The organism is Marinilactibacillus psychrotolerans (assembly GCF_900101525.1).
GTDB lineage: Bacteria > Bacillota > Bacilli > Lactobacillales > Carnobacteriaceae_A > Marinilactibacillus > Marinilactibacillus psychrotolerans.
This window is the reverse complement of record NZ_FMZD01000005.1, coordinates 111,041-137,238: the sequence shown is the minus strand read 5'-3', so window position 1 is coordinate 137,238 and position 26,198 is coordinate 111,041. Positions and strand designations below refer to the sequence as shown.

Below are 26,198 nucleotides of genomic sequence, written 5' to 3'. Positions count from 1 at the left end.
TTCCTTTAAGGAAGTAAGATCCCTGAGAGATGATCAGGTAGATAGGCTGGAAGTGGAAGTACAGTGATGTATGGAGCGGACCAGTACTAATCGATCGAGGACTTAACCACTAAAAAGTGGCGAAAGTGTATGATGGTGTTGTAGACAAACAGGTTTGAATTATTCAACTATCTAGTTTTCAGAGAACAATGTTCTCTAAAGAATAGAAAAGAGTCATTGTGCGGTGATGATGGCGGGAAGGATCCACCTGTTCCCATTCCGAACACAGCCGTTAAGCTTCCCAGCGCCGAGGATAGTGAGGGGTTTCCCCTTGTGAAAGCAGGACGTTGCCGTGCAGCTCTTTTTTATTTATTAAGAATAGTTTTTGATTCCGCAATAGCTCAGTTGGTAGAGCGCGCGACTGTTAATCGCGTTGTCGCAGGTTCGAGCCCTGCTTGCGGAGTTTTTGTGTGTGTAAAAATATTTTTATACTTAGAATAATAGGTTCTATATCAAATAATAATGGTAAAAAATAAAAGGAAGAGGATGTGCAACTAGCTTATGCAGTTGCACATCCTCTTCCTTTTTCTATCATTATGATCCTGATTGTTTTTAAATTAAAATGCAAGATAAACAGTAACCGTTGATCCACGAGACTTACACTAGAACCGCTGATTTTTTACTCTGAGACAGTTTGGTTAAATGCCAGGCATCGGAAAGGTTATCCTAGAAATCTGTGTATCATTTTTATAGATTTTGTAGGACTCTTACATTCTGTAGGAATATAAGTCAGTGTGAAATCTTTAAATTTACTTTTCATTTGTTTATGCCCGTCACAAGACAGACAGCTACCTCTAAAAAAATATTTTATCTTGAATAAGGATGAAAGAAAAATAACGTTGGCGATTTCTCACCAACGTTATTTTTTATAGAACCTTTAAATTTAACTATATCATAGTTGCTCTTTACGACTTAGATTCATGGAAATGGTAGATGGGTTCTTCAAGTTCTGGATTAAAATCGATCTCTAAGTTATAGCCACTAAAAAACCATTCATCTTCTTTTCCAGCGAAATAAGTTACTTCGTTAACCTTTTTTTGAGCTAATGGTTCGCTATCAGGTTTGTCCACACTCATACCTACAGAGAAACCTTCATGTACTTCAGTATTTCCATAAGTTTTACCAAAAAATCTAATACTATCTCCTTTTTCTAAAGAAAGCTCATCTTCAAACCATTTAATAGCACGTTCTGTTACATCGATTTCCATCATTATGCTCCTTTTAATATGCATTCTAGTAGCGTATTAGCCGATTGTCAATACTTTTGAAACCATATCTTTCAAGCTTATTTCTTGATCAATTAACTTATTAATATCGGTTCCTGGCTCTTTAATATCGCCTTGAGCTATTGCCTGATTCATAGAGGCTGAGAATTCAGCAGCGGGTTTTGGAAGACCAGAATTCTTAAAATATATTAGGGCTTCTTCATATGAAACAGGCTCATATGTCACAGTCTTTCCACTTGTTTCACTTAAAGTAGTAGCTAGTTCTTGATAGGACCAAGGTTGAGAAGAAGCTAGATCAATTATTTCGTTTTGGCCATTATTTTGACTTAGTAATGTTGCTGTTGCCTTTGCTAGATCTTTACGTGAAGTAGTATTCAATTTTCCATCACCTGTATTTGCTACTAGTTTTCCAGAAGCGATAGACTGATTTAGAGAAGAATTAATAAAAACTTCTGTATAAAGTGGATTACGGATAAAAGTATAAGCTAGACCTGATACTTTTATTGCAGCTTCAGTGGCAAGGTGCAATTTAGCTAATGGTATAGTTGAGTGGTCTGCATTAGAAAAGCTTGTATAAAAAATTTGTTCGACTGCAGCATCTCGTGCAGCTTTTACTACAGTAGCATGTTGAATTACTCTCTCCATATCGTCAGTACTGGGGCTTGAAATAAATAGTAATTTTCTGATTCCTTGAAAAGCATTTACCAATGAATCGTATGAGGCATAATCCCCATATCTAATTTCGACAGTGTCTGGAAGTTGATCTTTAGCCTTTTCTTCGTTACGAACAACGGCGACTACTGTTTCTTCTAGTTCTTTTTCAAGAAGTTCTTGGATCACCAAATTACCTAGATTACCTGTTGCTCCTGTTATAGCAATTGACATGTTTGAATCCTCCAATTTTTAGATTCTACTATTACTTACTTTATGTTTGTATCTAATCTTAAGTTTAAGTGTAATGATATAGGAAGTCAATTCTATAGCTAGCTAAAAATAACGAACTTCTGTTATGATAGATTTAAAATGTAGAGGAGTGTAATAGTTATGACAAGGGTTGTAATTGCTTCTGATTCATTCAAAGGAAGCGCTAGTTCAAAAATGATAGCAGAATATATCACTAAAGGAATTAAACGAGTTGATAATACGGTAGAAATTTTGCCTTTTTCGATTGCTGATGGTGGAGAAGGTACTGTAACTTCGCTTGTAGAATCGTTAAACGGTGAGTATGAGCTAGTTGAGGTAAAGGGGCCTTACAATCAAAACGTAATGGCTAGATATGGTGTCTTAGGAGAATCAAAGGCAATTATTGAAATGGCTGAAGCATCAGGTTTGCCACTGAAAAGTGCTGGGGATTCTCCACGGGTAGCACATACTTACGGTACAGGACAATTGATTAAAGCAGCAATGGATAAAGGTATCAGAGAGTTGTTTATAGGATTGGGAGGTAGTGCAACTAATGATGGAGGAGCAGGTATGGCGCAAGCTCTTGGTGTCAAATTTTTAGATCAGGCTGGCCAGGAAATCGGTACAGGATTAGATGAGTTAAAAAGAATACATACTATCGATTGTTCTCAAATTGATTCTCGTATTAAAAATTGTAGAATAACTATTTTATCAGATGTAACGAATCCGTTAATTGGGAACAACGGAGCTACAGCAATTTTTGGACCTCAAAAAGGAATCGAAGAAAGTGAAATTAATGAGCTGGACTTTATTTTAGAACGTTATGCTAAAGTTGTAGAGAAAGCAATGGGATGTCATTATATCAATGTAGCAGGAGCTGGTGCAGCAGGTGGGTTAGGTTTTGGATTGATGGCATTTTGCAGAGCAGAAATGGCCAGTGGTATAGATGCAGTTCTTAAACTAATAGAATTAGAAAAGGTGTTAGCAAAGACTGATTTGGTTATAACTGGTGAAGGTAGGATGGATGGGCAGTCTATTCAAGGGAAAGCACCGATAGGAGTCGCAAAGTTGGCAAAGAAATATCACTTGCCAGTTATAGCAGTTGTTGGTGGAAGAGATGATGAGGTTTCTAAAATATACGAAGCGGGTATTGATTTGATTATTGATATCGCAATTCGTCCAATGTTACTTAAAGAAGCTATTGAAAATGTAGAGAATCTTTTGATTGAAGCTGGAGAAACAGCATTTAGAGCGTATAAATTGAATGAAAATAGAAAATAGAAAATAGAAAATAGAAAAAGAGGGAAAAGTATGCAAACTGAGAGAGAGAAAATGGTGGCTGGAGAATTATATAATCCTGCTGATGAGGAATTAGTCAAAAAGAGAATTAAGGCTCACGACTTAGCGCATAAATATAATCTATTAGAAATAGAGAAAGATAGAATGGAAAAAATCAAAGAAATATTTGGGAAAACTGGAGAAAAAATTCATGTCGAACCTGGACTAAGAGTAGATTATGGAGAAAACATAACCGTTGGCAATTATTTTTATGCAAATTTTGATACTGTAATGCTTGATGTTTGTCCTATAATGATTGGAAAAAATGCAATGTTAGGACCTAGAGTTAGTTTAGTAACCCCAGAGCATCCTTTACATCCGCAGGAAAGAAATTCGGGTATCGAATTTGGTCGACCTATAACTATCGGTGATAATTGCTGGATAGGCTCAGATGCTACTATTATTGGTGGTGTGACATTAGGGGATAATGTAGTTGTAGGAGCTGGTTCTGTTGTAACAAAGTCCTTTGGAGATAATGTAGTAATTGCGGGTAATCCGGCTAGAGTCATTAAAATTATTGAAATTTAGTAAAGCAGGAAACCCATAAAAATACTTAAATAATATAGTTTAGTCAACCTGCACAAATTATTAGTAGATATTTGTGCAGATTACCTTAGAATAATAAAACCGTTTACAATAGAATGATGAGTATAAAGAAGTGAACGAAACGAAAATATTTTGATAAAGAAAAGGAATGGTGAAGATAATGGTTGAAATCGCATTAAAAAATATTTATAAGAGTTATGATAATTCAAAAGATTACGCAGTATCAGACTTTGATATGAAGATTAAAGATCGTGAATTTATTGTTTTCGTTGGACCTTCAGGATGTGGGAAATCAACTACATTACGTATGATTGCCGGATTAGAAGAAATTACAGAAGGCGAGTTGTGGATTGGGGACACAATGATGAACGATGTGGCACCTAAAGACCGTGATATTGCGATGGTTTTCCAAAATTATGCTTTATATCCTCATATGACCGTATTTGATAATATGGCTTTTGGTCTAAAGTTACGTAAATATAAAAAGGATGAAATCAAAAAACGTGTTGATAATGCTGCAGAGATCCTTGGGTTGACAGAATACTTAGATCGCAAACCAGCGGCTCTTTCTGGTGGACAAAGACAGCGTGTTGCCTTAGGACGTGCAATCGTTCGTGACGCAAAAGTATTTTTAATGGATGAGCCATTATCCAACTTGGATGCTAAACTACGTGTGGCCATGCGTGCTGAAATTGCCAAATTACATCAGCGTTTGAATACAACTTCTATCTATGTCACACACGACCAGACAGAAGCGATGACGATGGCTGATCGTATTGTGATCTTAAAAGATGGATTCATTCAACAAATCGGAACGCCAAAAGAAGTATATGACTATCCAGTAAATACTTTTGTAGGTGGATTTATTGGTTCTCCCGCTATGAACTTTTTTGACGTAACACTTACAGGGAATCGGATTTCTAATGGAAATGGTATGGAAGTTGAAGTTCCAGAAGGAAAATTAAAAATGTTAAGAGAAAAAGGATATACTGATGGTGCAAAATTAGTTTTCGGTATTCGTCCAGAAGACATTCACAGTGAACAAGTTGCATTGGAAGTTTCACCTAACTCTGTTATTACTTCTAAAGTAGCTGTATCTGAACTTCTAGGTGCTGAAACAATGTTATATTCTGAAATTGGCGGTATCGAATTTATTGCAAGAGTTGATGCACGTGATTATCATAATCCTGGAGAGAATGTTGATCTTGCTTTCGATATGGGTAAATCTCACTTCTTTGATACTGAAACAACCAATGTTATTCGCTAGTTTTTTATAGAAAAGATAAATTGATTATTTTTTACCTCTCTAGTCTAACCATACTAGAGAGGTTTTTGGTATCCTTGAAATTATAAACAACTAAGTCCTTCCAATTTAAAGTTTTCACAAGAATAGCTGCCAAAAAGATAATATAGTATAGAGAGTATGATAATTTTAAAATATAGTTTTCAGAAAATATCATTTCATGTAAAATAAGGTCATATGATTTTAAGAGGAGAATATAAAAGTATGAGCGAACATGTACGTGGATTTGAAGTGGTATCAAAATATAAAGAAGAATCAATTGATTTGCCAGCTAGAGCGACAATTGGATCAGCAGGATATGATTTGAAAGCAGCAAAAGATACTGTAGTTCCTTCTATTTGGAAAGCATTATTAGCACATAATGGGCTTAATAATTTATTAGAAGGGAATGCTATAAAAGAAGAAAATAAAGAATTTTTAGCATCAACTTTGGTTCCTACAGGGATAAAAGCTTTCATGCCGGAAAGAGAGTATTTACTCCTAGCTAACCGTTCAAGCAACCCAATGAAAAAACAATTGGCACTACCGAATGGTATCGGTATTATTGATGCTGATTATTATGGGAATACTGACAATGAAGGGGAAATTTTCGTACAGTTAGTCAATTATGGATTTGAAGATGTGCTAGTAAAAAAAGGGGATCGTATCGCTCAGGGAATCTTCACTCCTTATGAAATAGTAGATAACGAAGTGAATGAATTTCAGACTAGAATCGGCGGATTCGGTTCTTCAGGGGTATAGTGAGAAAGATATTTGAAAAGATGAGAAACTTTGAAGAACCTTCTATGTATATAATGTGAAGATAACTCGTTTTAGCTTATGATATGGTATAATAGAGAAACGATTTATTTTTAGAAAAGACTATCTTACATAAGATAGTCTTTATCAATCCAAAAACAAAAGGGGTAACCTGATTGGTAAAAAAATCACCTACAGTATTTGTTTGTCAGCAATGCGGGTATGAATCTCCAAAGTATCTAGGAAAATGCCCGAGTTGTGGAACTTGGAATCAAATGGTAGAAGAAAAACTTCCGAGTAAAAATGACAGTAGAAGTCGTGTATCTATCAGTGGAAAAACCTCTAAAGCAGAGGCTATTACAGATATTACTATTGAAAAAGAAGAACGAGTTAAAACGGAATTAGTTGAATTTAACAGAGTATTGGGTGGAGGAGTTGTTCCAGGGTCGCTTGTGCTGATTGGTGGAGATCCTGGTATTGGGAAATCTACATTATTGCTTCAAGTGTCTGCTCAATTGAATAATGGTGGTGGAACTGTTTTATATGTTTCTGGAGAAGAAAGTCCCAGCCAGATTAAAATGCGCGCAGAAAGACTAGAGCTTCGAGGGACAGATTTTTATTTGTATGCCGAAACAGATCTTAGTCTTATTCAAGAGACTATTGAAAACATTAAACCTGATTATGTCATTATTGATTCAATTCAGACAATGCATCATCCTAATATTGATAGTGCTTCTGGCAGTGTCTCCCAAGTTCGAGAATCAACTGCAACATTGATGCAGCTTGCTAAGATGAACAATATTGCTATCTTTATTGTAGGGCATGTAACTAAAGAGGGAAACATTGCCGGTCCTAGAATGCTGGAGCATATGGTTGACACTGTTTTATATTTTGAAGGAGAAAGACACCATACTTTCCGAATATTAAGAGCAGTAAAAAATCGATTTGGTTCAACTAACGAGATTGGCATATTCGAAATGAGGAACGGCGGATTAGAAGAAGTACTCAATCCTTCTCAGCTATTTCTAGAAGAAAGACTTGCTGGAGCAACGGGCTCATCTGTAGTAGCAGCCATGGAAGGAACAAGGCCGATTTTGGTAGAAATACAATCTCTGATTTCTCCAACTGTTTTCGGAAATGCTAAGCGGACAGCCAGTGGTCTTGATTATTCTAGAGTATCTTTGATTATGGCAGTTCTTGAAAAAAGAGCAGGCTTGCTTCTACAAAATCAAGACGCTTATTTAAAAGCTGCTGGGGGAGTCAAATTAGATGAACCAGCTATTGACTTGTCTATAGCTGTCAGCATCGCTTCCAGCTATAAAGAAAAAGAAACTAGAGCGACGGACTGTTATATTGGGGAAATTGGCTTGACTGGTGAAATTAGACGAGTATCTAAAATAGAACAAAGAGTAAACGAAGCAGCTAAATTAGGATTTAAAAGAATATTCATTCCGAAAAATAATCAGGAGGGATGGACTTTTCCTAAAGGAATCGAGATTATTGGTTGTGCAACGATCTCAGAAGTTATAAAAAAAGCATTTGTATAGAATTTTGAAAGGAGGATTAGATGATTGCAAATTTAATAATATTAACACTTGTTTTAATTGGCGGAAGTCTGGGCTATAATTTTTTCCCGGATTTAATGAATGTCGCCCCAGCAATTCCTGTTTGGATCTTTCATCCTATCGTAGGAATGATCCTCGGAGCAGCTGTTTTTTACCTGATTTCATTTCAGGCAATTAAACCAATAGAGCGATCAATAAAAAAAGTAGAGAATTTTTTCAATGAACAAAGTGTATCTTATCTGATATTCGGAAGCATAGGTGCGATTCTTGGACTTATTCTAGCAATATTAATTAGTGTACCTATGAGAGCCTTGAATGTGATCTTTATAAGTGATGTAGGCCCGTTGATTGTGGCGGTCATTTTAGCTTATCTCTTTTTCCAATTTGCGACATCAAGAAGAGAAGAAATTCGGCGATTATTTACTTCAAGAACACAGAAAACAGATGAAAATGGTGTTTTAGAAAGAAAAGAAGGCGATAAGTTCAGAAGGTATAAAGTGCTGGATACGAGTACGATTATTGATGGACGAATTCTAGATGTAGCAAAAGCAGGCTTTTTAGAAGGCGTATTGGTTATTTCTCATCATGTATTACAAGAACTCCAGTATATTGCAGATTCTTCGGACAGTCTAAAACGAGTACGTGGACGGCGTGGACTAGATATTTTAAACGCTTTGCAAAAAGAAGAAAATGTTACCGTGCAAATGGATGATAGTGAGTTACCTGAATCTGATGAAGTTGATATGAAACTGGTCCATTTAGCCAAAAGAATGGACGGAGTTATTGTAACGAATGATTATAACTTAAATAAAGTAGCTGAATTCCAGCGTGTCCCGGTTTTGAATATTAATGAATTAGCTAATGCCGTTAAACCTGTTGTTATACCAGGTGAAAATATGCGAGTTATGATTGTGAAAAATGGGACAGAAAGAAGCCAGGGCGTTGCTTACTTGGATGATGGAACAATGGTCGTCGTTGAAGAAGGACAACACTATATGAACCAATCTGTTGAAGTAGTGGTAACCAGTGCACTTCAAACAAATGCTGGTCGTATGATTTTTGCCAAGATGGCACATAGTCAGAAAGCTATTGATGATTGGAAGGAAACGAAGTGAAGGAAACATATGAAGTTATTCTTTTAGGAGCCGGATCGAGTCTACGATTGGGAACATTAGAAAATAAAATCATGTTGATGCTCCGGGATCGTCCAGTATACGATTATGCTTTAAATCTATTTATTGAAGATGAACGATGTGAACAAGTTATTTTCGTAGTTCAGAAAGAGGATCTGGAAAATATAAAAAATCAGTTATTAAAATTATATAATTTAGTTCCGAAAAAAATAACTTTTGTACACGGCGGTACGGAGAGACAATACAGTGTAGAAAATGGATTGAAAGCTTTGAATAATTCTGAAGATGGATATGTATTAGTACACGATGCGGCTAGACCTTTTATAGATAAAGAAATGATCAATGAATTGTTTCAAACTGTGAAATTAGAAAAAGCCGTTATATTCGCAATTCCTGCGAAAGACACAATTAAAGTCGTTCGAAATAATGAAGTTCATCAAACTCTTCATCGTCCAGTGATCTGGCAAGTGCAAACACCTCAAATGTTTAGAAGCAAGCTACTATTGCAAGCGCACAGACAAGCTGCTGTAGATGAGTTTGTCGGGAATGAAGAAGGGGAATTGGTTGAACGAATGAACCATCCTGTTAAAGTTCTCGAAGGAAAAGATAAAAATTTTAAAATTACGACTTCTACTGACTTCATGATAGCAGAGGCTATTGTCGAACAAACTAATTAACAATAAATCTCAAGCAATTGATTAGACAATCTGGTATTTTTGACTGAAACATGGTAAGTTTTAGAGAAGAACAGCTAGTAAATTTTAAAAGGAGAGTATATATGGAAAATAAAGTTCGTGTAAGATATGCACCAAGCCCAACAGGACATTTGCATATTGGAAATGCACGTACAGCCTTATTCAATTATTTGTTTGCTCGACACCACGGTGGAGATTTTATTATTAGAATCGAAGACACAGATATTAAAAGAAATGTAGAACGTGGAGAACAAAGCCAATTAGATAATTTGAAATGGCTAGGGATTGATTGGGATGAAAGTTCAGATATTGGAGGAGCGTATGGACCATATCGCCAATCTGAGCGTAAAGATATATATGATCCACTCATTGAACAATTGCTAGCGAGTAACAAAGCGTATAACTGTTACTGCACAACGGAAGAATTAGAAGCTGAAAGAGAAGCGCAGCGTGCTCGCGGAGAAATGCCTCATTACAGTGGGAAATGTGCTCATTTGACGCCTGCTGAGCAAAAAGCGAAAGAAGATGAAGGCATTGTACCTGTAGTACGTTTTCGTATTCCCAAAGGAAGCACTTATACCTTTGATGATATGGTCAAAGGAGATATCACATTCGAAGCTGATTCAATCGGTGGAGATTGGGTAATTCGTAAACGTGATGGAATGCCAACTTATAATTTTGCAGTAGCAGTCGATGATCATTATATGGAAATCACTCATGTGTTAAGAGGAGATGATCATATTGCAAATACTCCTAAGCAGATGATGGTTTATGAAGCGTTCGGCTGGACCGCACCAAGATTTGGTCATATGACTTTGATTATAAACAGTGATACAGGTAAGAAATTAAGTAAGCGTGATGAAACGATTTTGCAGTTTATTGAGCAGTATCGTGACTTGGGTTATGTTCCTGAAGCCTTATTTAACTTTATAACATTACTAGGCTGGTCACCAGTAGGAGAAGATGAATTGTTCTCTCGTGAAGAATTTATTGAAATGTTTGACCACAAGCGTTTGGGTACTTCTCCAGCAGCTTTTGATTCTAAAAAATTAGAATGGATTAGTAATCAGTATTTAAAAAATGTTGATATAGATGAATTGGCAGTAAAAGCAACCCCGCATTTAGTCAAAGCAGGCTATCTGGAAGAAAATCCATCATCTGAAAAAAGTGAATGGGTTAAAAAACTGATAGGATTGTATCATGAACAAATGAGTTATGCTGCTGAGATAACAAAGCTGGCTACCTTGTTCTTTGAAGAAGACATTGAGTGGGATGAAGATTCTCTAGAAATTTTAAAAGGTGAGACAGTCCCTCAAGTATTAGAAGCATTCAGTACTCAGTTAAAAGAGGTAGAACCTTTTGAAGCAGATGAAATCAAAAAAGCAATTAAGAGTGTTCAAAAAGAAACGGGTGTAAAAGGGAAAAATCTATTTATGCCGATTCGAGTAGCGGTTACTGGTCAACAACATGGACCTCAGCTAAATGAAGCTATAGAATTGCTTGGAAGAAATCGCTCTTTAGAGCATATAGAAAAAGCTAAAAACCAGCTTTCATAATAATACAGCCAAAAATTTTGATAAGAAAAGTAGTTTGAAAACTGTCTTCAGAAAACCTGGTTAGATGTGAACAGGCGGCAAATTTCAAATGAAGTGCCTCTTTGAATAAGACTGTCGAAAACATAGTAGACAGTCTCGATTTATCACCGTTAAAGGATAGAAAGGGAAAGTTTCTAAAAAGCTTTCTGAATAAAAGTGGAACCACGTATTTGGCGTCTTTTTTAGAGGCTGATTGCGTGGTTTTTATTATCGACGATAGAAATTTTATATGAAATATGATTGGGAAGGGAGATTTAGAAATGATTGAATTGTACAATACGTTATCGAATAAGAAAGAAATTTTCAAACCGATCGAAGATGGAAAAGTAAAGATGTATGTATGTGGTCCAACAGTTTATAATTATATTCATATCGGAAATGCTAGAAGTACGATCGCTTTTGATACAATTAGACGTTATTTTGAGTATCGTGGTTATGAAGTAAATTATGTATCAAACTTTACAGATGTCGATGACAAAATAATTAGAGCAGCTAGAGAACTTGGTATTACTGCACCAGAAGTAGCAGATCGATTCATTAAAGCATATTATGAAGATACAGAAGCATTGCATGTCAAAAAACCTACACATACACCTAGGGTAATGGAGAATATTCAGGACATTATTCTATTTGTTGAAGAATTAATTACAAAAGATTTTGCATATATAGTTGATGGAGATGTGTATTATAGAACTCGGAAGTTTACTGGATATGGGAAGCTAAGTGGCGTTTCAGTAGATGAATTAGAGGCTGGAGCAAGTAAACGTTTAGAAGAAGCGGAGAATAATAAAAAAGAAGACCCTTTAGATTTTGCATTATGGAAATCGGCTAAAGGAGAAGAGATTAGTTGGACATCGCCTTGGGGAGAAGGTCGTCCTGGATGGCATATCGAATGTTCGGTCATGGCAACTAAATATTTAGGAGATACAATCGACATTCATGCTGGAGGCCACGATTTAACCTTTCCACATCATGAAAATGAAATCGCCCAGTCGGAAGCGAAAACTGGTAAACCATTTGCCCATTACTGGATGCATAATGGATTTGTAACAATGGATGAAGAAAAGATGAGTAAGTCACTTGGGAATTTTGTATTAGTTAATGAGTTGAGAAAGGTACATGACCCGCAAGTGTTACGCTATTTTATGGCGACAGTTCATTATCGCCATCCGATTAGTTATACAGAAGATACAATTCAAGAAGCAAAAACCAACTTATATAAAATACAAACGGCTTATGCAAATGCAAGCTACCGTTTGAACACAGCTGTAGATACACTGGATGAAGATGCAATTCACATAGAACAATGGGACCAATTAGTCAACCGTTTTAAAAAGCATATGGATGATGATTTCCAGGCTCAAAATGGAATAACGGATGTTTATGAAATGGTTAGAATGTTAAATCGTTACCTGAAATCAGCAGAGGTATCAAAAAGTGTATTACACCATGCGATGGACCAATTAGAAGACCTTCTAGAAATATTTGGAATACAGTTAAAGATGACTAATGGAAATGATTTACTAGACCAAGAAATTGAATCACTAATTGAAGAAAGAAACCAAGCAAGAAGCGAAAAGAACTTTTCGCGGGCAGATGAGATCAGGAACATCTTACAAGAGAAGGGCATTATACTTGAAGATACACCTCAAGGTATTCGTTGGAAAAGAAAGGATAGACTATGAAACCTAAAGACGCTGAGCTTTTAAATGGACTGGCACTAGCGTATATGGGAGATGCAGTCTATGAACAATTTATCCGAGAGTATTTATTGACAAAAGGTCAAACAAAGCCCAATCAGTTACATCGACTGGCGACTAATTATGTTTCCGCAAAAGCGCAGGCTTGGTTGATAGATGAGTTGATAGCAGAAGCGAAGCTGAGCGAGATAGAGCTAGACTTTTTTAAAAGAGGCAGGAATGCTAAAAGTTATTCTAAGGCTAAAAATACCGATGGTACAACCTATAATAAATCATCAGGATTCGAAGCAGTCTTAGGATATTTATATTTAACGCAACAATCAGCTCGGTTGAATGAAATAATAAATGAATGTATTTTTAGAATAGATAGTACTTTAAGCTAGTGATTCGATTTGAGAGGAGGATAAGACTATGGTAAAAAGAAATGATAATAAACGATCAGGAAATAAAAAAAGAAATAACAAGAATAATGAACGTCCTAAGCAACACGGACAATCAAGACTTCAACCTAAACCAGAACGGGAAATTGAATCAAAACAGAACTTTTCTGAAATGAAACAAGATGAAATGGTAATGGGAAGAATACCGGCAATTGAAACCTTAAAATCTGATCGAGATATCAATAAAGTTTTTTTACAGGAAGGACTTTCGGGCGGCAAATTAAAAGAGATTCAGAGTGAAGCAAAAAAAAGAAAAATTCAGCTTAGTTTTGTACCGAAAAGTAAATTAGACTTATTGAGTGATGGGGAAAATCACCAAGGGGTTATTGTTGCAGCCAGTCCGGTAGCATATGCGGATTTGGAAGATTTATTTACTGCAGCTAAAGAAAAAGAAGAATCTCCATTTTTCCTATTACTTGATGGAATTGAAGATCCGCATAATTTGGGATCAATTATGAGAACGGCAGATGCTGCGGGTGTACATGGCATCATCATTCCTAAACGTCGAGCAGTTGGACTGACTTCAACAGTTGCTAAAGCTTCAACAGGAGCTATAGAGCATGTCCCTGTTGTGCGAGTAACAAATTTAGTACAGACAATTGATGAATTAAAAGAACGTGGACTGTGGATTTTTGGGACAGATATGGATGGGAAAGACTATAGACAATGGGAAGCTGATTCCCCAATCGGTTTAGTGATCGGAAATGAAGGAAAAGGACTTTCCAGACTAGTGAAAGAGAAAGTAGATGAAACACTCACAATTCCAATGACAGGTCATGTTCAAAGTCTGAATGCCAGTGTGGCATCAAGTTTGTTGATGTACGAAGTGTTTCGTAAACGTCATTCATTATAAAATGAATAAAGGTTATAGAGAGGAGGGGAGCAATGAAAAAAGAACTGTTATACGTAGATGGATACAACATGATTGGTGCTTGGCCAGAATTAGTGAAATTAAAAAAATTAGATAAAATGTCAGATGCCAGAGACTTGTTGCTTCATGAACTAAGCAATTTCTCTAAATATCAAGGTGTAGAGGTACGCATTGTCTTTGATGCTCAATTGGTACCTGGTATACAACAAAGATATGATAAATATGAGGTAATAGTAATTTTTACAAATGAAGGGGAAACGGCAGATAGTTATATTGAGAGATCGGTAGGAGAAGAAAACTTGCTGATGACAAATGTAACAGTAGCAACCTCTGATTTAGCAGAACAGTGGATAATTTTCCAGAAAGGTGCAGCGAGAATGTCTGCGCTGGAACTATACAAGGATATAAACAGAGTGAAAAAAAGTATTTCAGTAGATGCAACTTTATATCGTATGCAGCAGTATCGACGTAACTCTCCTCTGAAAGAACAAGACGAAAAACAATTAAAGAATCTTTATCAGCAAATGATTCGAGCAAAATCAGTTGAAGATAAAAAAAGTGACCATAAATGTGAATAAATTGTGAAAGAAAAAGGGCTCTTAAATAGAGCTCTTTTTCTTATGGGAATTATGTGAAACGTTAACATAACAAGTGTGTTTAATACTATATTACATAAATATCTATTTGAAAAAAAGAATATGATAATTACAAAAGTTAAAAAAATCATAAATTAACTCGTGACAATTAATAAAAATATGTCAGTATATAGATAGAAGGTCTTTTCAATTCATGTGAATAGTTTATCAAAGTGACTTGGAAGGGAGTAAAGATAAATGGATAAAAACTTTGGAGAAGGGGCAAATTTTAGAAATAGAAAAATGGAGGAGCATATAAATGAGACGCTGATATTTATGGTTCAATATATAGATGACAGCCAATTCGATAAACTTTTCGAAAGATGCAAACCACTACTCAAAAAGGCAGTTAGAAAGAAGAGATACATAAAAGGATATGATCAGGACGATCTTTGGCAGGAAGCCTGTGAATGTTTCGTCGAAGTAACCAAAAAGTATGATCGAACACGCGGAATGTGTTTTAGCCAATATGTATCGTTAAGCTTGGATAATCATTTCAATCGACTTAGAAGATGGAATAATGCTCTAAAAAGAAAATCGAATTTGGAAGCCTTATCATTAGATGGTTTAGTGGATCAAGCCGGTCAGCATATTATGGGTTCGTCAAAAGAATTGACCCCGCCCGAGGCTGTAATTGTTAAAGAGTCAATGTCAGAGTATAGTGAAGTCTTATCGAAGTTTGAACAAATTGTCAGCATGCTTTATATGGAAGGTTATTCTTATGACGAAATTTCTACAGAACTGAATTGTTCTAGAGAAAAGGTTATGAATGCGAAACATCGCTGTAGCCAGAAATATAAAAACTTATTTATGAATAGATAATCGTTTATTGTAGATAAACATTTAAGACATGAATAGAAAATTTGTACCTTCTAGTATATATTGTTATCTTAACGTGTTGTTATGAGTGATCAGATAAGAGTAATGATTGCTTACCAAGAGATAACAACATATGTTTGTTATAAGCCTAGCTAACCGTTACTTTATTAATAGTAACGGTTGGCTAGATTTTTATAAACAAACAAAGTGTTAGTTCGGATCAGAACTGTATTGACCCCGAATTTGGAAAAGTGTTCATGAATAGTAATGATTTAACAACCTAATAAATTAAACTTAGCAGTTGACTAACTACTTTTTTAACAGTATTATTTGTATTGGTATGCCGAGGAGATAAATAGAAAATTTGATCGGTGGAAATAAGAAACGAGGAACAAAACTTATGAAAAAGAAAATGATATTAGCTTGTACTGATTGTGGATCTAGGAATTATTCTAAAGATGGTGGGGCTAAAGTTCGTACAGAGCGATTGGAAGTCAAAAAATATTGTAGTTACTGTGGAAAACATACCATTCATAGAGAGACGAAGTAAATAGAACATATAAAAGTAGATCAAGTTAGTTTTTAGTTAGGAGGCGTAATCTTGAATAAAATAAAAAAATTCTTTGGTGAAGTAGTATATGAACTGAAAGAAACCACTTGGCCAACTGCAAAAGAAATGCGGAAAAATACGTTAACTGTTTTTGGAGTAGTAGCCTTTTTTGCTGTTTTCTTTTTCGGAGTAGATTCTTTTATTACGTTTTTATTGAATTTACTTTAAAAATGATTTGAACATTAACAATAAATAGATTATCATGAAGTTACATGATATAATACGTAAAAAGACGCGTAAGAAAACCTTCTCATTTAACCAATGCCGGTAGAAGGTTTTTTATTATGATTAGAAATGGTTAGCAGACAACTCAAAAAATGATATTAAAGGAGAACAAAATGAACGAAATAGAATTGTCAAAAGCATGGTATGTACTGCATACTTACTCAGGTTACGAAAATAAAGTAAAACAAAACTTAGAATCACGTGCAACCAGTATGGGTATGGAAGATAATATTCTTCAAGTATTAATTCCGGAAGAACAAACATATGAAGAAAAAAATGGAGAAACAAAAGTTTCTACAAGTAAAGTATTCCCAGGATATGTATTAGTTGAAATGATTATGTCAGATGATGCTTGGTATATTGTGCGTAATACCCCTGGCGTCACAGGGTTTGTTGGCTCACATGGGGCAGGAAGCAAACCATCTCCGTTACTTCCGGAAGAAGTAGATCAAATCTTGCGTAGCATGGGAATTAACCCTCGTAAAGTAAATATCGATGTAGAAATTGGCGAACGCGTTAAAATCATTACAGGAGCTTTTGCTGGGATGGAAGGAACGATTACTGAAATCGAATCTGAAAAAGGGAAAGTCAAAGCTTTAGTAGAAATGTTTGGTCGTGAAACAAATGCAGAACTAGAATATGACCAAATTGCTCAGATTAAAGACTAAATGACAAACCCATTGTTGACATCGGAAATTTGAAAAGGTATAATACATCAGTACGCCTAATATGCAGTGCGCATATTTTGCATGCGAAGAAATAGGTGGGAGAGGAAAACTATAACCTCATTTAACCACTCGCGAAACAAATCAAGGAGGTATGTCTCGTGGCAAAGAAAGTCGTAAACGTAGTCAAATTGCAGATTCCTGCAGGGAAAGCTAATCCAGCTCCTCCAGTAGGACCAGCATTAGGACAAGCACAAGTAAATATCATGGGATTCTGTAAAGAATTCAACGCTCGTACTGCAGATCAAGCAGGAATGATTATTCCAGTTGTTATCTCAGTATATGAAGACCGCTCATTTACATTTATCACTAAAACACCACCAGCTGCAGTATTGCTTAAAAAAGCTGCTGGCGTTGAGTCTGGTTCTGGAGAACCAAACACTAAAAAAGTGGCATCTGTAACTCGTGATCAAGTTAAAGAAATTGCTGAAACAAAAATGGAAGACTTAAACGCAGCAAGCGTAGAAGCTGCAATGCGTATGGTCGAAGGTACAGCTCGTAGCATGGGCTTCACAGTTGAAGGTTAATTTAACCAGAAACTATAAGCTCTTGCTGTCTCCAAAGTCGTAAAATCAATACTTTATAGGTAACTGATTGTTGTTGAAGCCTTTTTAGTTGCTGTTAAATAGAACTACTTAAATGTAATTCAACCGTACTATGGAGAACAAGTGGGAGGTTAAGCCGTTAATACCACAACAAGGAGGAAATAATCATGGCGAAGAAAAGTAAAAAATATTTAGCTGCTTTAGAGAAAGTAAACAGAGAGCAATTATATAATGCTAATGAAGCACTAGAATTAGTTAAAGAAATAGACTACGCTGGATTCGATGCATCTATAGAAGTTGCATACCGTCTAGGAGTAGACCCTAAACAAGCTGATCAACAAATTCGTGGAGCAATGGTATTGCCACACGGAACAGGTAAAACTTCAACAGTTATTGTTTTCGCAAAAGGAGATCAAGCTAAAGCTGCAAAAGAAGCTGGAGCAGATTTTGTTGGAGACAGTGATTTAGTAGAAAAAGTACAAGGTGGATGGTTAGAGTTCGACGTTGTTGTTGCAGCTCCAGACATGATGGCTGAAGTTGGTAAACTTGGACGTATCTTAGGACCTAAAGGCTTAATGCCAAACCCTAAAACTGGTACTGTAACACCTGATGTAGTAAAAGCAGTGAATGATATCAAAGCTGGGCAAGTAACTTATCGTGTAGACCGTCAATCAAATGTACATGTTCCAATAGGGAAAGTATCTTTTGACTTGAATAAATTACAAGAAAACCTTGTAGCGCTTCATGATACAATTGTTAAAGCTAAACCTGCAAGTTCAAAAGGTGTTTATATCAAAAATATGGCTGTTGCCAGCACATTTGGCCCCGGTGTTAAAGTTGACCAAACGACTGTTGGTAAATAATTAAAATTAAACCTTAAAAATATTAATTAATTCTTGACCTGCGTAAGATAGATTGCTATACTTATGCAGGTTAAGCGATTAACTAAACATTGATGATTTAAAAGTAAATAGATTCTGTTTTCAAAAATAGAAGAAATTACTAGATTATACCGAAGACAGTATGTGGCGCTTGCCTTAATATCATACCGAGGATAATTGTGATGGTTACAGTAAACACACAATCCCTCTTTGTCTACGGAGACATGGGGTTTTTTTATTGCCCTTAATCAATCGATCAGGAGGTGAAACATCAATGAGCAAAGCAAGTGTTTTAGCACAAAAAGAAGAATTAGTACAAGGTATTACTAAAAAATTCCAAGATGCATCAGCTGTAGTTGTGGTTGACTACCGTGGATTGACAGTGGAACAAGTAACTGAATTACGTAAGCAATTACGTGAAGCTGGAATCGAAATGCGCGTATTGAAAAATACAATGCTTCGTCGTGCAGCAGTAGCAGCAGGTCTTGAAGGATTAGAAGACGTATTCAAAGGACCAACAGCGGTAGCGTTCAGTAACGAAGAAGTAGTAGCACCTGCAAAAATCATTGCAGACTTTGCTAAAGATGCAGAAGCTTTAGAAATTAAAGGCGGCGTATTAGAAGGAAGAGTTGCAAGTGTTGAAGATATCAACAAAATTGCGAAACTACCAAGTCGCGAAGGCTTACTTTCTATGTTGCTATCAGTACTTCAAGCACCAGTTCGAAACACTGCATTGGCAATCAAAGCAGTGGCAGAGAAAAAAGAAGAGGAAGCAGCTTAATTTCCTATACGGAAAGGCCTACTCTAGAAATTTATATGCAGTATCATTTATTTAAAAACACAACTATTAAATTGGAGGAAAATATAAAATGGCATTAGATATTGAAAAAATCATTGCAGACTTGAAAGAGTCTACAATCGTTGAATTAAACGACTTAGTTAGTGCAATCGAAGAAGAATTTGGCGTTGAAGCAGCTGCACCAGTTGCTGCTGCTGGAGCTGCAGAAGGCGCTGCAGAAGAACAAACTGAATTTACAGTTGAATTAACAAGTGCTGGATCTGCTAAAATTAAAGTAATCAAAGCAGTTCGTGAAGCTACTGGACTTGGTTTGAAAGAAGCTAAAGCATTAGTTGATGGCGCTCCTTCAGCTATTAAAGAAGGCATTTCTAAAGATGAAGCTGAAGAACTTAAAGCTAAAATCGAAGAAGCTGGCGGATCTGTAGAAGTTAAATAAGTTTAACTTTTATATTCCTTACTAGTTAATTTGGGCAAAAGTTCCACAAATAATTTATAAAAAGTATCCGCTTATTGATCGTTAGATCAATAAGCAGGATGCTTTTTTTGTTTCTCTGAGTTTGATTTGGCTTAAAAGTTAAGAATTCTTTGCGATTGTGTGGCTATTTCATGCTAATTGTACTGGAAACCTATGAATAAGGAATTGAATCTGTTAAAATGTTTTTTTGAAGAGGTTAGTCCTCTTTATGAAATAATGATTAAACGCATACCAGGATTTGAAGAACAAAGGAGAATTTAAAAATGAATAATGACAAAAATGTGCAACGTATAGATTACGGAATCATTTTGACCGTCATGCTTTTAGGGTTAATGAGCGTTGGGATGATTTACTCAACTACTGCACTCATGGAGGATGCTGGCATAAGAGCAACGATTATGCAAATTGCATGGTACGGACTTGGTGCTATTGCTGTTGCTATCATTATGCAGTTTGATTCGGAACAGCTTTGGAAGATGACGACTTATTTATATGTTATTGGCATTGTCTTGCTGGTTTTAACGCTGCTAATATATGATAGGACCCTATTTGACAAGACTGGAGCTAGATCGTGGATAAGGCTACCTGCGCTTGGGACGATTCAACCTTCTGAGTTTGTAAAAATTCCATTTATTTTAATGCTTTCAAAAATAGTGACAAGGCATAATAATTATTATACTTACCGAGATTATAATAGTGACTTTAAACTGATTGGGAAATTGACGCTTTTTGCACTGATTCCAATTCTATTAGTTCAACTACAAAATGACTTAGGAACAACACTTGTTTATTTAGCAGTATTTGTAGGAATCATTCTACTGTCTGGTATTAAATGGCAGATTTTACTGCCTGCATTTATTTTAGTTGCTGGAGCTGGTATCACATTAATATTATTAGTCACGTATAATCGAGAGTTGCTTGTTAAAATGGGGTTTGGTGGATATCAGTTAGCTCGGATCGAAACGTGGTTAAATCCGTATCAGGATACATCGGGTTCTTCGTATCAGATTACTCGAGTATTTATGGCTATAGGATCTGGCGGGATATTTGGCAAGGGATTAGGCGTTACTGATGTTCATATTCCTGTTAGAGAATCAGATATGATTTTTTCAACGGTAGGAGAAAATTTTGGTTTTGTGGGAGGCGCCATATTAATATTAACTTATTTTGTATTGATTTATCACATGGTTAAGATAGTGTATGATACTAAAAATGAGTTTTATGCATATATTGCAACGGGCGTCATTATGATGATTGCTTTTCATGTTCTGGAGAATATAGGAATGAGCGTGGGGTTGCTTCCGATGACTGGAATTCCTTTGCCGTTTATCTCGCAAGGAGGATCTTCTTTGTTAGGGAATATGATGGCGATTGGATTGCTTATGTCTATGCGTTACCATCACAAATCGTATTTCTTTTCTGGAGATGGAGAAGAGTTTCATTCAGGTGCATAGATTGAACATTGAGATAGGTAAGGTGAGTTGCTAAGGTGTTAAAATTAAGATTAAAGTATATGGATAAATATCTGGTGATCCCTTTCTTAATATTGTCATTGTTTAGTGTAATAATGGTGTATAGTGCGAGCAGTTATGTATCGTTGCAGGAATATGGAAATCCTCAATATTATTTTATTAGACAATCTCTATACGTAGGATTGGGATTGATACTTGCATTTATAGGGTTTATCTTTCCTTTCAGATTGCTTAAAAAGAAAATTTTCGTTATGACGATTGTTTTAGCCATTATTTTAACATTAATCTTCTTGCTGATTTTCGGTAGAGAAATTAATGGCGCAAAAGGATGGATAGAAACACCTTTGTTTAATATTCAACCAGCTGAATTTGCTAAGTTGATTGTTATCTGGTATTTGTCGTACATTTTATCAAAAAAACAGCATGTGATCGCGAATGATTTTTGGAATTCAATATTAGCACCAAGTGTATTGGTTGGCTTTATTGTTGCCTTAATCCTTCTTCAACCTGATACTGGAGCAGCGATAGTTGTTTTAGGCATCAGTGTTGTATTGCTATTCTCTAGTGGTGTTTCTGCTAGATTAGGTCTGATATTTGGTATTTCGGGAACAATTTTCGCAGTCGGATTCTTAGAAATCGTCAGGTACTTTGGGGAAAGCTTACCTTTTTTAAAGAGCTATCAATATCAACGATTTCTAGCATTCTGGGATCCTTTTGCTTTAGCGGAAGGAGCAGGATTGCAGCTTGTTCAGTCTTATTATGCATTAAGTAGAGGCGGGGTTTTTGGTGTTGGAATTGGAAATAGCGTTCAAAAGACGGGGTATCTTCCAGAACCGTATACAGACTTTATTTTGTCGATCACTGGGGAAGAATTGGGACTTTTGGGTATTCTAGTTGTCTTGGGATTAACGACTTTGATGATTTCTAGAATCTATTTAATTGGAATTCGTTCTAAAAAAAGTTTTGAGTCTATGATGTGTATCGGTATCGCTACATTGTTTTTGATACAAGCTACCATTAACGTAGGTGGAGTTGTTGGACTCTTGCCGATTTCGGGCATGACTTTTCCGCTGTTGAGTTATGGAGGATCTAGCATGTTGATTTTATCTGCCTCCGTAGGGTTAGTAGCAAATGTATCTGCTAGGGCGAATATAGAAAGAAAAATGAAGGAAAAATAGTTATCAGACCATATTTTAGGATATGGTCTTTTTTGTAGATTTCTTTATAATGAGTATAAACGTATTAAATCAAGGGAGTTGTGACGATGAAGTATTATATCAAACAAAAAGTGTTTTCGTTTAAAGATCAGTTTGTAGTAAAAAATGAAGCTGAACAAGATGCCTATTATGTAGAAGGGAAACTTTTCACGCTCGGAAGCAAATTACATATTTTTAACACAGACGATGAAGAAGTTTTGTATGTTGAACAGAAAGTTTGGCGGTTCCTTCCGGAATTCGAAATCTATCAAAAAGGAAAACTGGTTGCGACAGTTAAAAAAGAATTTAGGTTTTTTAAAAATGATTATTCTATTATTGGTCCGGATTGGAACATAGAAGGATCGGTTATGGCGCATAATTACGTAATTAAAGAACGTGAAAAAGTTGTAGCTGAAATTAGCAAAGAGTGGCTCTCGTGGGGAGATTCATATGTGATTGATATCCAAAATAATGATCAGCGAGAGCTGCTGTTGGGAGCGGTTATTGTCATAGACTGTGTAATCTCTACTAATAGAAATCAAGGGGCTTCGTCGTAAAAAAACAGAGTTCAAACTCTGCTCATTCAATTAGAGGTTGCAACCTACTATTAAAATTGCTACAATAACAAAAGCAAAACTCCTTTAAATTTTACTCTGTGAAGTAAAAAAGGATGGAAAGTTTTATATCATTACTTTTCTCTGTCAGTTATCAAAAAGGCATTATTCAATTATGAAATGTCTGATAGCAGTAGTGAGAAGTAGGCTATTTCCATCGAATTTCTAGGTCCTTTTGCATAAAGCAAAGGGTATTTTTTTACGCAAAAATAAGGAAATACCTAATCTTAAAAAGGGGAAGGAAAGATATTTTATGGCAGTACACAAGCAATCATTGATTTTAGATGTCGAAGATAAACCAGCATTAGGAACAGGATTATTTTTAAGTTTACAACATGTTTTTGCAATGTTTGGAGCAACAATTTTGGTGCCGATTTTATTAGGATTACCAGTATCTGTAGCGCTTTTGGCTAGTGGAGTAGGAACGATTATTTATCAGATTGCCACTAAAGCGAAAGTGCCTGTATACTTAGGTTCGTCCTTTGCTTATATTGCAGCGATGCAGATTGCAATTGAACAAATGGGTGGAGATATTAGTGCAGCTCAAACTGGAATTGTGCTAGTGGGGCTGACTTATATACTTATTGCTGGTTTAGTAAAAGTTATAGGAACAAGTTGGATTGATCGTTTACTTCCGCCGATTGTCATCGGGCCCATGATCATGGTGATTGGTTTGGGTCTTGCTAGTAACGCAGTGCAGAATGCCGGATTTGTAGAAGACTCTGACTGGAGAAACATTGTGGTAGCAATCGCTACTTTCTTGATTACAGCATTTATCAATACTAAAGCAACAGGGTTTTTCAAAATCATTCCTTTTTTAACAGGGATTATAGCAGGATATCTTATTGCCGTTGTGCTGGGAATAGTAGATTTTAATCCGGTATTAGAAGCGAAATGGTTAGCTTTGCCTGAAATTTATCTACCTTTCGAAAATAGCACATTTAATTCTTATCAATTCTACTTTGGACCAGAAACATGGGCAATTTTACCGATTGTTTTAGTAACAATCGCTGAACATATTGGGGACCATACTGTATTAGGAAAAATTGTTGATCGCCCGTTTTTGAAAAATCCTGGATTAACTAGAACCTTGATTGGGGATGGTGCTGCAACAGCTGTTTCAGCATTTTTTGGAGGTCCGGCAAATACTACTTATGGAGAAAATACGGGAGTCATTGGTATGACGCGAGTCGCTTCAGTGTCGGTCATCCGAAACGCAGCGTTTATTGCCATTGGATTGAGTTTTTTAGGAAAGTTTACAGCGTTAATTTCAACCATTCCTAATGCTGTCTTAGGAGGGATGTCAATCTTATTGTATGGTGTTATTGCAAGTAACGGTTTGAAGGTTATGATTGAAGATAAAGTAGACTTTAATCAGTCACGTAATCTGATAATTGCAAGTTCAATGCTAGTTGTAGGGTTAGGCGGAGCTGTATTGGATTTTGCTGGTATCGTTACTCTGTCTGGTACGGCTTTAAGTGCGATTACAGGGGTTATCTTGAATTTGATCCTTCCGCGTGAAGAGCCGTTTGAAGCGGAAATTTAATGATCATGTTGTGAAAAGAAGGTGCGTAGGCATCTTCTTTTTTATTTTTTGATAAAAAAACAATAATATTTTTGATATTTTCTTTAATTGCGGTAAAATGAAAAGTATCTTTAGAATCTTATACTTATTTAGTTGTGAATAGTAAAACAGAAAATTTAACTATTGGCTTTAAAATGACTTAGAAAGTGTGCAAATAATGAAGGATAGAATCGAAGCAGATACTTTAGGAGAAATTCGTATAGCTACCTCAAAGAAGTGGGGAGCGCAGACGCAGAGAAGTTTGGAAAATTTTCCGATTGGAAAAGAACAGATGCCGTTGGAGCTAATCCAAGCGTTTGGACTAATTAAAAAAGCAGCAGCTCTAACGAACGCGGAACTAGGATTATTAAATCAAGAGAAGGCGGAATCTATATCAGATGTATGTGATGAACTGATATGGGGTATGCTAAATGAAGAATTTCCGTTGTCTGTCTGGCAGACTGGTAGCGGAACACAGACCAACATGAATTTAAACGAAGTGATTGCATATGTCTGTAATGAAGAAAAACAGGAACATAATTGGCTGCATCCTAATGATGATATCAACAAAAGTCAAAGTTCAAATGATACATTTCCAACCGCAATGCAGATAGCTGTTGTTTTAAAAGTTAAAGAACGCTTATTACCGGTTTTGGAAAAAGTTAAAGAAACGCTAGCAGACTTAGTAGAGGCATACAAGGATACGCTTAAAATTGGGCGAACTCATTTGCAGGATGCTACACCTATGACATTTGGTCAGGAAATAAGTGGCTGGTTAACAATGCTAGAATATAATGAGAAGATGTTGAATGATGCTCTTAAGTGGATGTATGAATTGCCATTAGGTGGAACAGCTGTAGGTACAGGGTTGAACACCGATCCAGCTTTTTCTGAAAAAGCTATTCAATTGATGACACGTTGGACTAAAGAACCTTTCTCTCAAAAAGAAAATAAATTTCATGGGTTATCTAGTAAAGATCAATTCGTTTTCTTTCATGGTGCATTAAAGGCATTATCTGCTAATGTCATGAAAATGGCCAATGATATCAGGTGGTTGGCAAGTGGTCCTCGTACAGGGATTTCTGAAATTACTATACCGGCTAATGAACCAGGAAGTTCAATTATGCCCGGAAAAGTAAACCCTACACAAATTGAAGCATTAACGATGGTTTGTGTACAAGTTATGGGCAATGATACTACAGTTGGAATAGCAGCATCCCAAGGGAATTTCGAATTGAATGTCTACATGCCGGTGATTATCTACAATACTCTACAATCCATTACTCTCTTAGCCGATAGCCTAGAAAGTTTCAATCAGCGATGTCTGGCAGGATTGAGAGCTGATGAAAAACAAATGAAACAATATGTTGAGCGCTCATTAATGCTGGTTACTGCACTTGCGCCAGTTATTGGTTATGATAAAGCAAGCCAATGTGCTAAACAGGCATACGAAGAAAGCAAGACATTAAAAGAAATTGTTTTAAGTTCTGGTCTTTTATCAGAAAAAGACTTTGACAAGTACACAGACCCTAGAAAGATGGTATAA

At 36.0% G+C, this 26,198-nt stretch carries 27 protein-coding genes, 1 tRNA gene, 2 rRNA genes and 2 other annotated features; of the genes, 28 read left to right on the top strand and 2 right to left on the bottom strand.

What is annotated here, in order from left to right; all coding sequences use genetic code 11:
- From BLT22_RS04285 to BLT22_RS04275, 3 genes are all read left to right on the top strand, one after another.
- Window positions 1-110, top strand: a 23S ribosomal RNA gene (locus tag BLT22_RS04285); the annotation flags it as partial.
- A 109-nt stretch (window positions 111-219) separates the two neighbouring features.
- Window positions 220-335: ribosomal RNA gene (rrf, locus tag BLT22_RS04280) — 5S ribosomal RNA — on the top strand.
- 34 nt (window positions 336-369) lie between these two features.
- A tRNA-Asn gene (locus BLT22_RS04275) sits at window positions 370-442 on the top strand.
- Between the two features lie 502 nt (window positions 443-944).
- On the opposite strand, the gene BLT22_RS04270 is transcribed toward BLT22_RS04275, so the two are convergent.
- Window positions 945-1,247, bottom strand: coding sequence for a HesB/YadR/YfhF family protein (locus BLT22_RS04270; RefSeq protein WP_087056899.1), 303 nt, complete (start codon window positions 1,245-1,247; stop codon window positions 945-947).
- A gap of 36 nt (window positions 1,248-1,283) precedes the next feature.
- Window positions 1,284-2,150, bottom strand: coding sequence for an SDR family oxidoreductase (locus BLT22_RS04265; RefSeq protein ID WP_087056898.1), 867 nt, complete (start codon window positions 2,148-2,150; stop codon window positions 1,284-1,286).
- Window positions 2,151-2,309: 159 nt separating this feature from the next.
- On the opposite strand from BLT22_RS04265, the gene BLT22_RS04260 reads away from it, so the two are divergent.
- From BLT22_RS04260 to fumC, 25 genes are all read left to right on the top strand, one after another.
- Window positions 2,310-3,449 carry a glycerate kinase gene (locus BLT22_RS04260; protein ID WP_176935324.1) on the top strand — a complete coding sequence of 380 codons (1,140 nt, stop codon included), beginning with the start codon at window positions 2,310-2,312 and terminating at the stop codon, window positions 3,447-3,449.
- Window positions 3,450-3,479: 30 nt separating this feature from the next.
- Window positions 3,480-4,034, top strand: coding sequence for a sugar O-acetyltransferase (locus tag BLT22_RS04255; RefSeq protein WP_087056896.1), 555 nt, complete (start codon window positions 3,480-3,482; stop codon window positions 4,032-4,034).
- Between the two features lie 178 nt (window positions 4,035-4,212).
- A complete protein-coding gene (locus BLT22_RS04250; protein ID WP_087056895.1) occupies window positions 4,213-5,319 on the top strand; it encodes an ABC transporter ATP-binding protein in 1,107 nt (368 codons plus the stop codon).
- 240 nt (window positions 5,320-5,559) lie between these two features.
- Complete coding sequence (locus BLT22_RS04245; RefSeq protein WP_087056894.1) at window positions 5,560-6,096, top strand: dCTP deaminase/dUTPase family protein; 537 nt, start codon at window positions 5,560-5,562, stop codon at window positions 6,094-6,096.
- 173 nt (window positions 6,097-6,269) lie between these two features.
- Window positions 6,270-7,640 (top strand): DNA repair protein RadA, encoded by a 1,371-nt coding sequence (radA, locus tag BLT22_RS04240; RefSeq protein WP_091761033.1) that lies wholly within the window; start codon window positions 6,270-6,272, stop codon window positions 7,638-7,640.
- A gap of 20 nt (window positions 7,641-7,660) precedes the next feature.
- Window positions 7,661-8,773, top strand: coding sequence for a PIN/TRAM domain-containing protein (locus BLT22_RS04235; protein ID WP_087056892.1), 1,113 nt, complete (start codon window positions 7,661-7,663; stop codon window positions 8,771-8,773).
- The gene (ispD, locus tag BLT22_RS04230; protein ID WP_171034365.1) at window positions 8,770-9,468 is read left to right on the top strand and encodes a 2-C-methyl-D-erythritol 4-phosphate cytidylyltransferase; all 699 of its coding nucleotides are present in this window, start codon (window positions 8,770-8,772) and stop codon (window positions 9,466-9,468) included. Before BLT22_RS04235 ends, ispD begins: the two co-directional genes overlap by 4 nt.
- A 101-nt stretch (window positions 9,469-9,569) precedes the next feature.
- Window positions 9,570-11,042: a glutamate--tRNA ligase gene (gltX, locus tag BLT22_RS04225; RefSeq protein ID WP_212745567.1), complete on the top strand. Its 1,473-nt coding sequence runs from the start codon at window positions 9,570-9,572 to the stop codon at window positions 11,040-11,042.
- An 8-nt stretch (window positions 11,043-11,050) separates the two neighbouring features.
- Window positions 11,051-11,265 (top strand) — a binding site (T-box leader).
- A gap of 76 nt (window positions 11,266-11,341) precedes the next feature.
- Window positions 11,342-12,766, top strand: coding sequence for a cysteine--tRNA ligase (gene cysS, locus BLT22_RS04220; protein ID WP_087056889.1), 1,425 nt, complete (start codon window positions 11,342-11,344; stop codon window positions 12,764-12,766).
- Complete coding sequence (locus tag BLT22_RS04215) at window positions 12,763-13,164, top strand: Mini-ribonuclease 3 (protein ID WP_087056888.1); 402 nt, start codon at window positions 12,763-12,765, stop codon at window positions 13,162-13,164. The genes cysS and BLT22_RS04215 overlap by 4 nt, the downstream gene beginning before the upstream one ends.
- 169 nt (window positions 13,165-13,333) lie before the next feature.
- On the top strand, window positions 13,334-14,074 hold the full coding sequence (rlmB, locus tag BLT22_RS04210; RefSeq protein WP_371861796.1) for a 23S rRNA (guanosine(2251)-2'-O)-methyltransferase RlmB: 741 nt from the start codon (window positions 13,334-13,336) through the stop codon (window positions 14,072-14,074).
- A 32-nt stretch (window positions 14,075-14,106) separates the two neighbouring features.
- Window positions 14,107-14,670 carry an NYN domain-containing protein gene (locus BLT22_RS04205; RefSeq protein ID WP_091761027.1) on the top strand — a complete coding sequence of 188 codons (564 nt, stop codon included), beginning with the start codon at window positions 14,107-14,109 and terminating at the stop codon, window positions 14,668-14,670.
- Between the two features lie 255 nt (window positions 14,671-14,925).
- Window positions 14,926-15,549 carry a sigma-70 family RNA polymerase sigma factor gene (locus tag BLT22_RS04200; RefSeq protein WP_091761024.1) on the top strand — a complete coding sequence of 208 codons (624 nt, stop codon included), beginning with the start codon at window positions 14,926-14,928 and terminating at the stop codon, window positions 15,547-15,549.
- 397 nt (window positions 15,550-15,946) lie between these two features.
- Window positions 15,947-16,096: a 50S ribosomal protein L33 gene (rpmG, locus tag BLT22_RS04195; RefSeq protein WP_087056901.1), complete on the top strand. Its 150-nt coding sequence runs from the start codon at window positions 15,947-15,949 to the stop codon at window positions 16,094-16,096.
- A gap of 51 nt (window positions 16,097-16,147) precedes the next feature.
- Window positions 16,148-16,324, top strand: coding sequence for a preprotein translocase subunit SecE (secE, locus tag BLT22_RS04190; protein ID WP_226910141.1), 177 nt, complete (start codon window positions 16,148-16,150; stop codon window positions 16,322-16,324).
- A gap of 170 nt (window positions 16,325-16,494) precedes the next feature.
- Entirely contained in the window at window positions 16,495-17,049 is a 555-nt protein-coding gene (gene nusG / locus BLT22_RS04185) for a transcription termination/antitermination protein NusG (RefSeq protein ID WP_087056884.1), read from the top strand.
- A gap of 158 nt (window positions 17,050-17,207) precedes the next feature.
- Window positions 17,208-17,633 carry a 50S ribosomal protein L11 gene (rplK, locus tag BLT22_RS04180; protein WP_087056883.1) on the top strand — a complete coding sequence of 142 codons (426 nt, stop codon included), beginning with the start codon at window positions 17,208-17,210 and terminating at the stop codon, window positions 17,631-17,633.
- 185 nt (window positions 17,634-17,818) lie between these two features.
- The gene (gene rplA / locus BLT22_RS04175) at window positions 17,819-18,514 is read left to right on the top strand and encodes a 50S ribosomal protein L1 (RefSeq protein ID WP_087056882.1); all 696 of its coding nucleotides are present in this window, start codon (window positions 17,819-17,821) and stop codon (window positions 18,512-18,514) included.
- Between the two features lie 131 nt (window positions 18,515-18,645).
- Window positions 18,646-18,778, top strand: a sequence feature (ribosomal protein L10 leader region).
- A 28-nt stretch (window positions 18,779-18,806) separates the two neighbouring features.
- A complete protein-coding gene (rplJ, locus tag BLT22_RS04170; protein WP_087056881.1) occupies window positions 18,807-19,313 on the top strand; it encodes a 50S ribosomal protein L10 in 507 nt (168 codons plus the stop codon).
- A gap of 88 nt (window positions 19,314-19,401) precedes the next feature.
- Entirely contained in the window at window positions 19,402-19,767 is a 366-nt protein-coding gene (gene rplL, locus BLT22_RS04165) for a 50S ribosomal protein L7/L12 (RefSeq protein WP_087056880.1), read from the top strand.
- A gap of 302 nt (window positions 19,768-20,069) precedes the next feature.
- Window positions 20,070-21,260, top strand: coding sequence for an FtsW/RodA/SpoVE family cell cycle protein (locus BLT22_RS04160; RefSeq protein WP_087058399.1), 1,191 nt, complete (start codon window positions 20,070-20,072; stop codon window positions 21,258-21,260).
- Between the two features lie 35 nt (window positions 21,261-21,295).
- Window positions 21,296-22,456 (top strand): FtsW/RodA/SpoVE family cell cycle protein, encoded by a 1,161-nt coding sequence (locus BLT22_RS04155; protein WP_236048849.1) that lies wholly within the window; start codon window positions 21,296-21,298, stop codon window positions 22,454-22,456.
- Between the two features lie 86 nt (window positions 22,457-22,542).
- Window positions 22,543-23,031, top strand: coding sequence for an LURP-one-related/scramblase family protein (locus BLT22_RS04150; protein WP_091761022.1), 489 nt, complete (start codon window positions 22,543-22,545; stop codon window positions 23,029-23,031).
- Between the two features lie 310 nt (window positions 23,032-23,341).
- Window positions 23,342-24,634: a uracil-xanthine permease family protein gene (locus BLT22_RS04145; protein WP_087058395.1), complete on the top strand. Its 1,293-nt coding sequence runs from the start codon at window positions 23,342-23,344 to the stop codon at window positions 24,632-24,634.
- Window positions 24,635-24,830: 196 nt separating this feature from the next.
- On the top strand, window positions 24,831-26,198 hold the full coding sequence (gene fumC / locus BLT22_RS04140; protein ID WP_091761019.1) for a class II fumarate hydratase: 1,368 nt from the start codon (window positions 24,831-24,833) through the stop codon (window positions 26,196-26,198).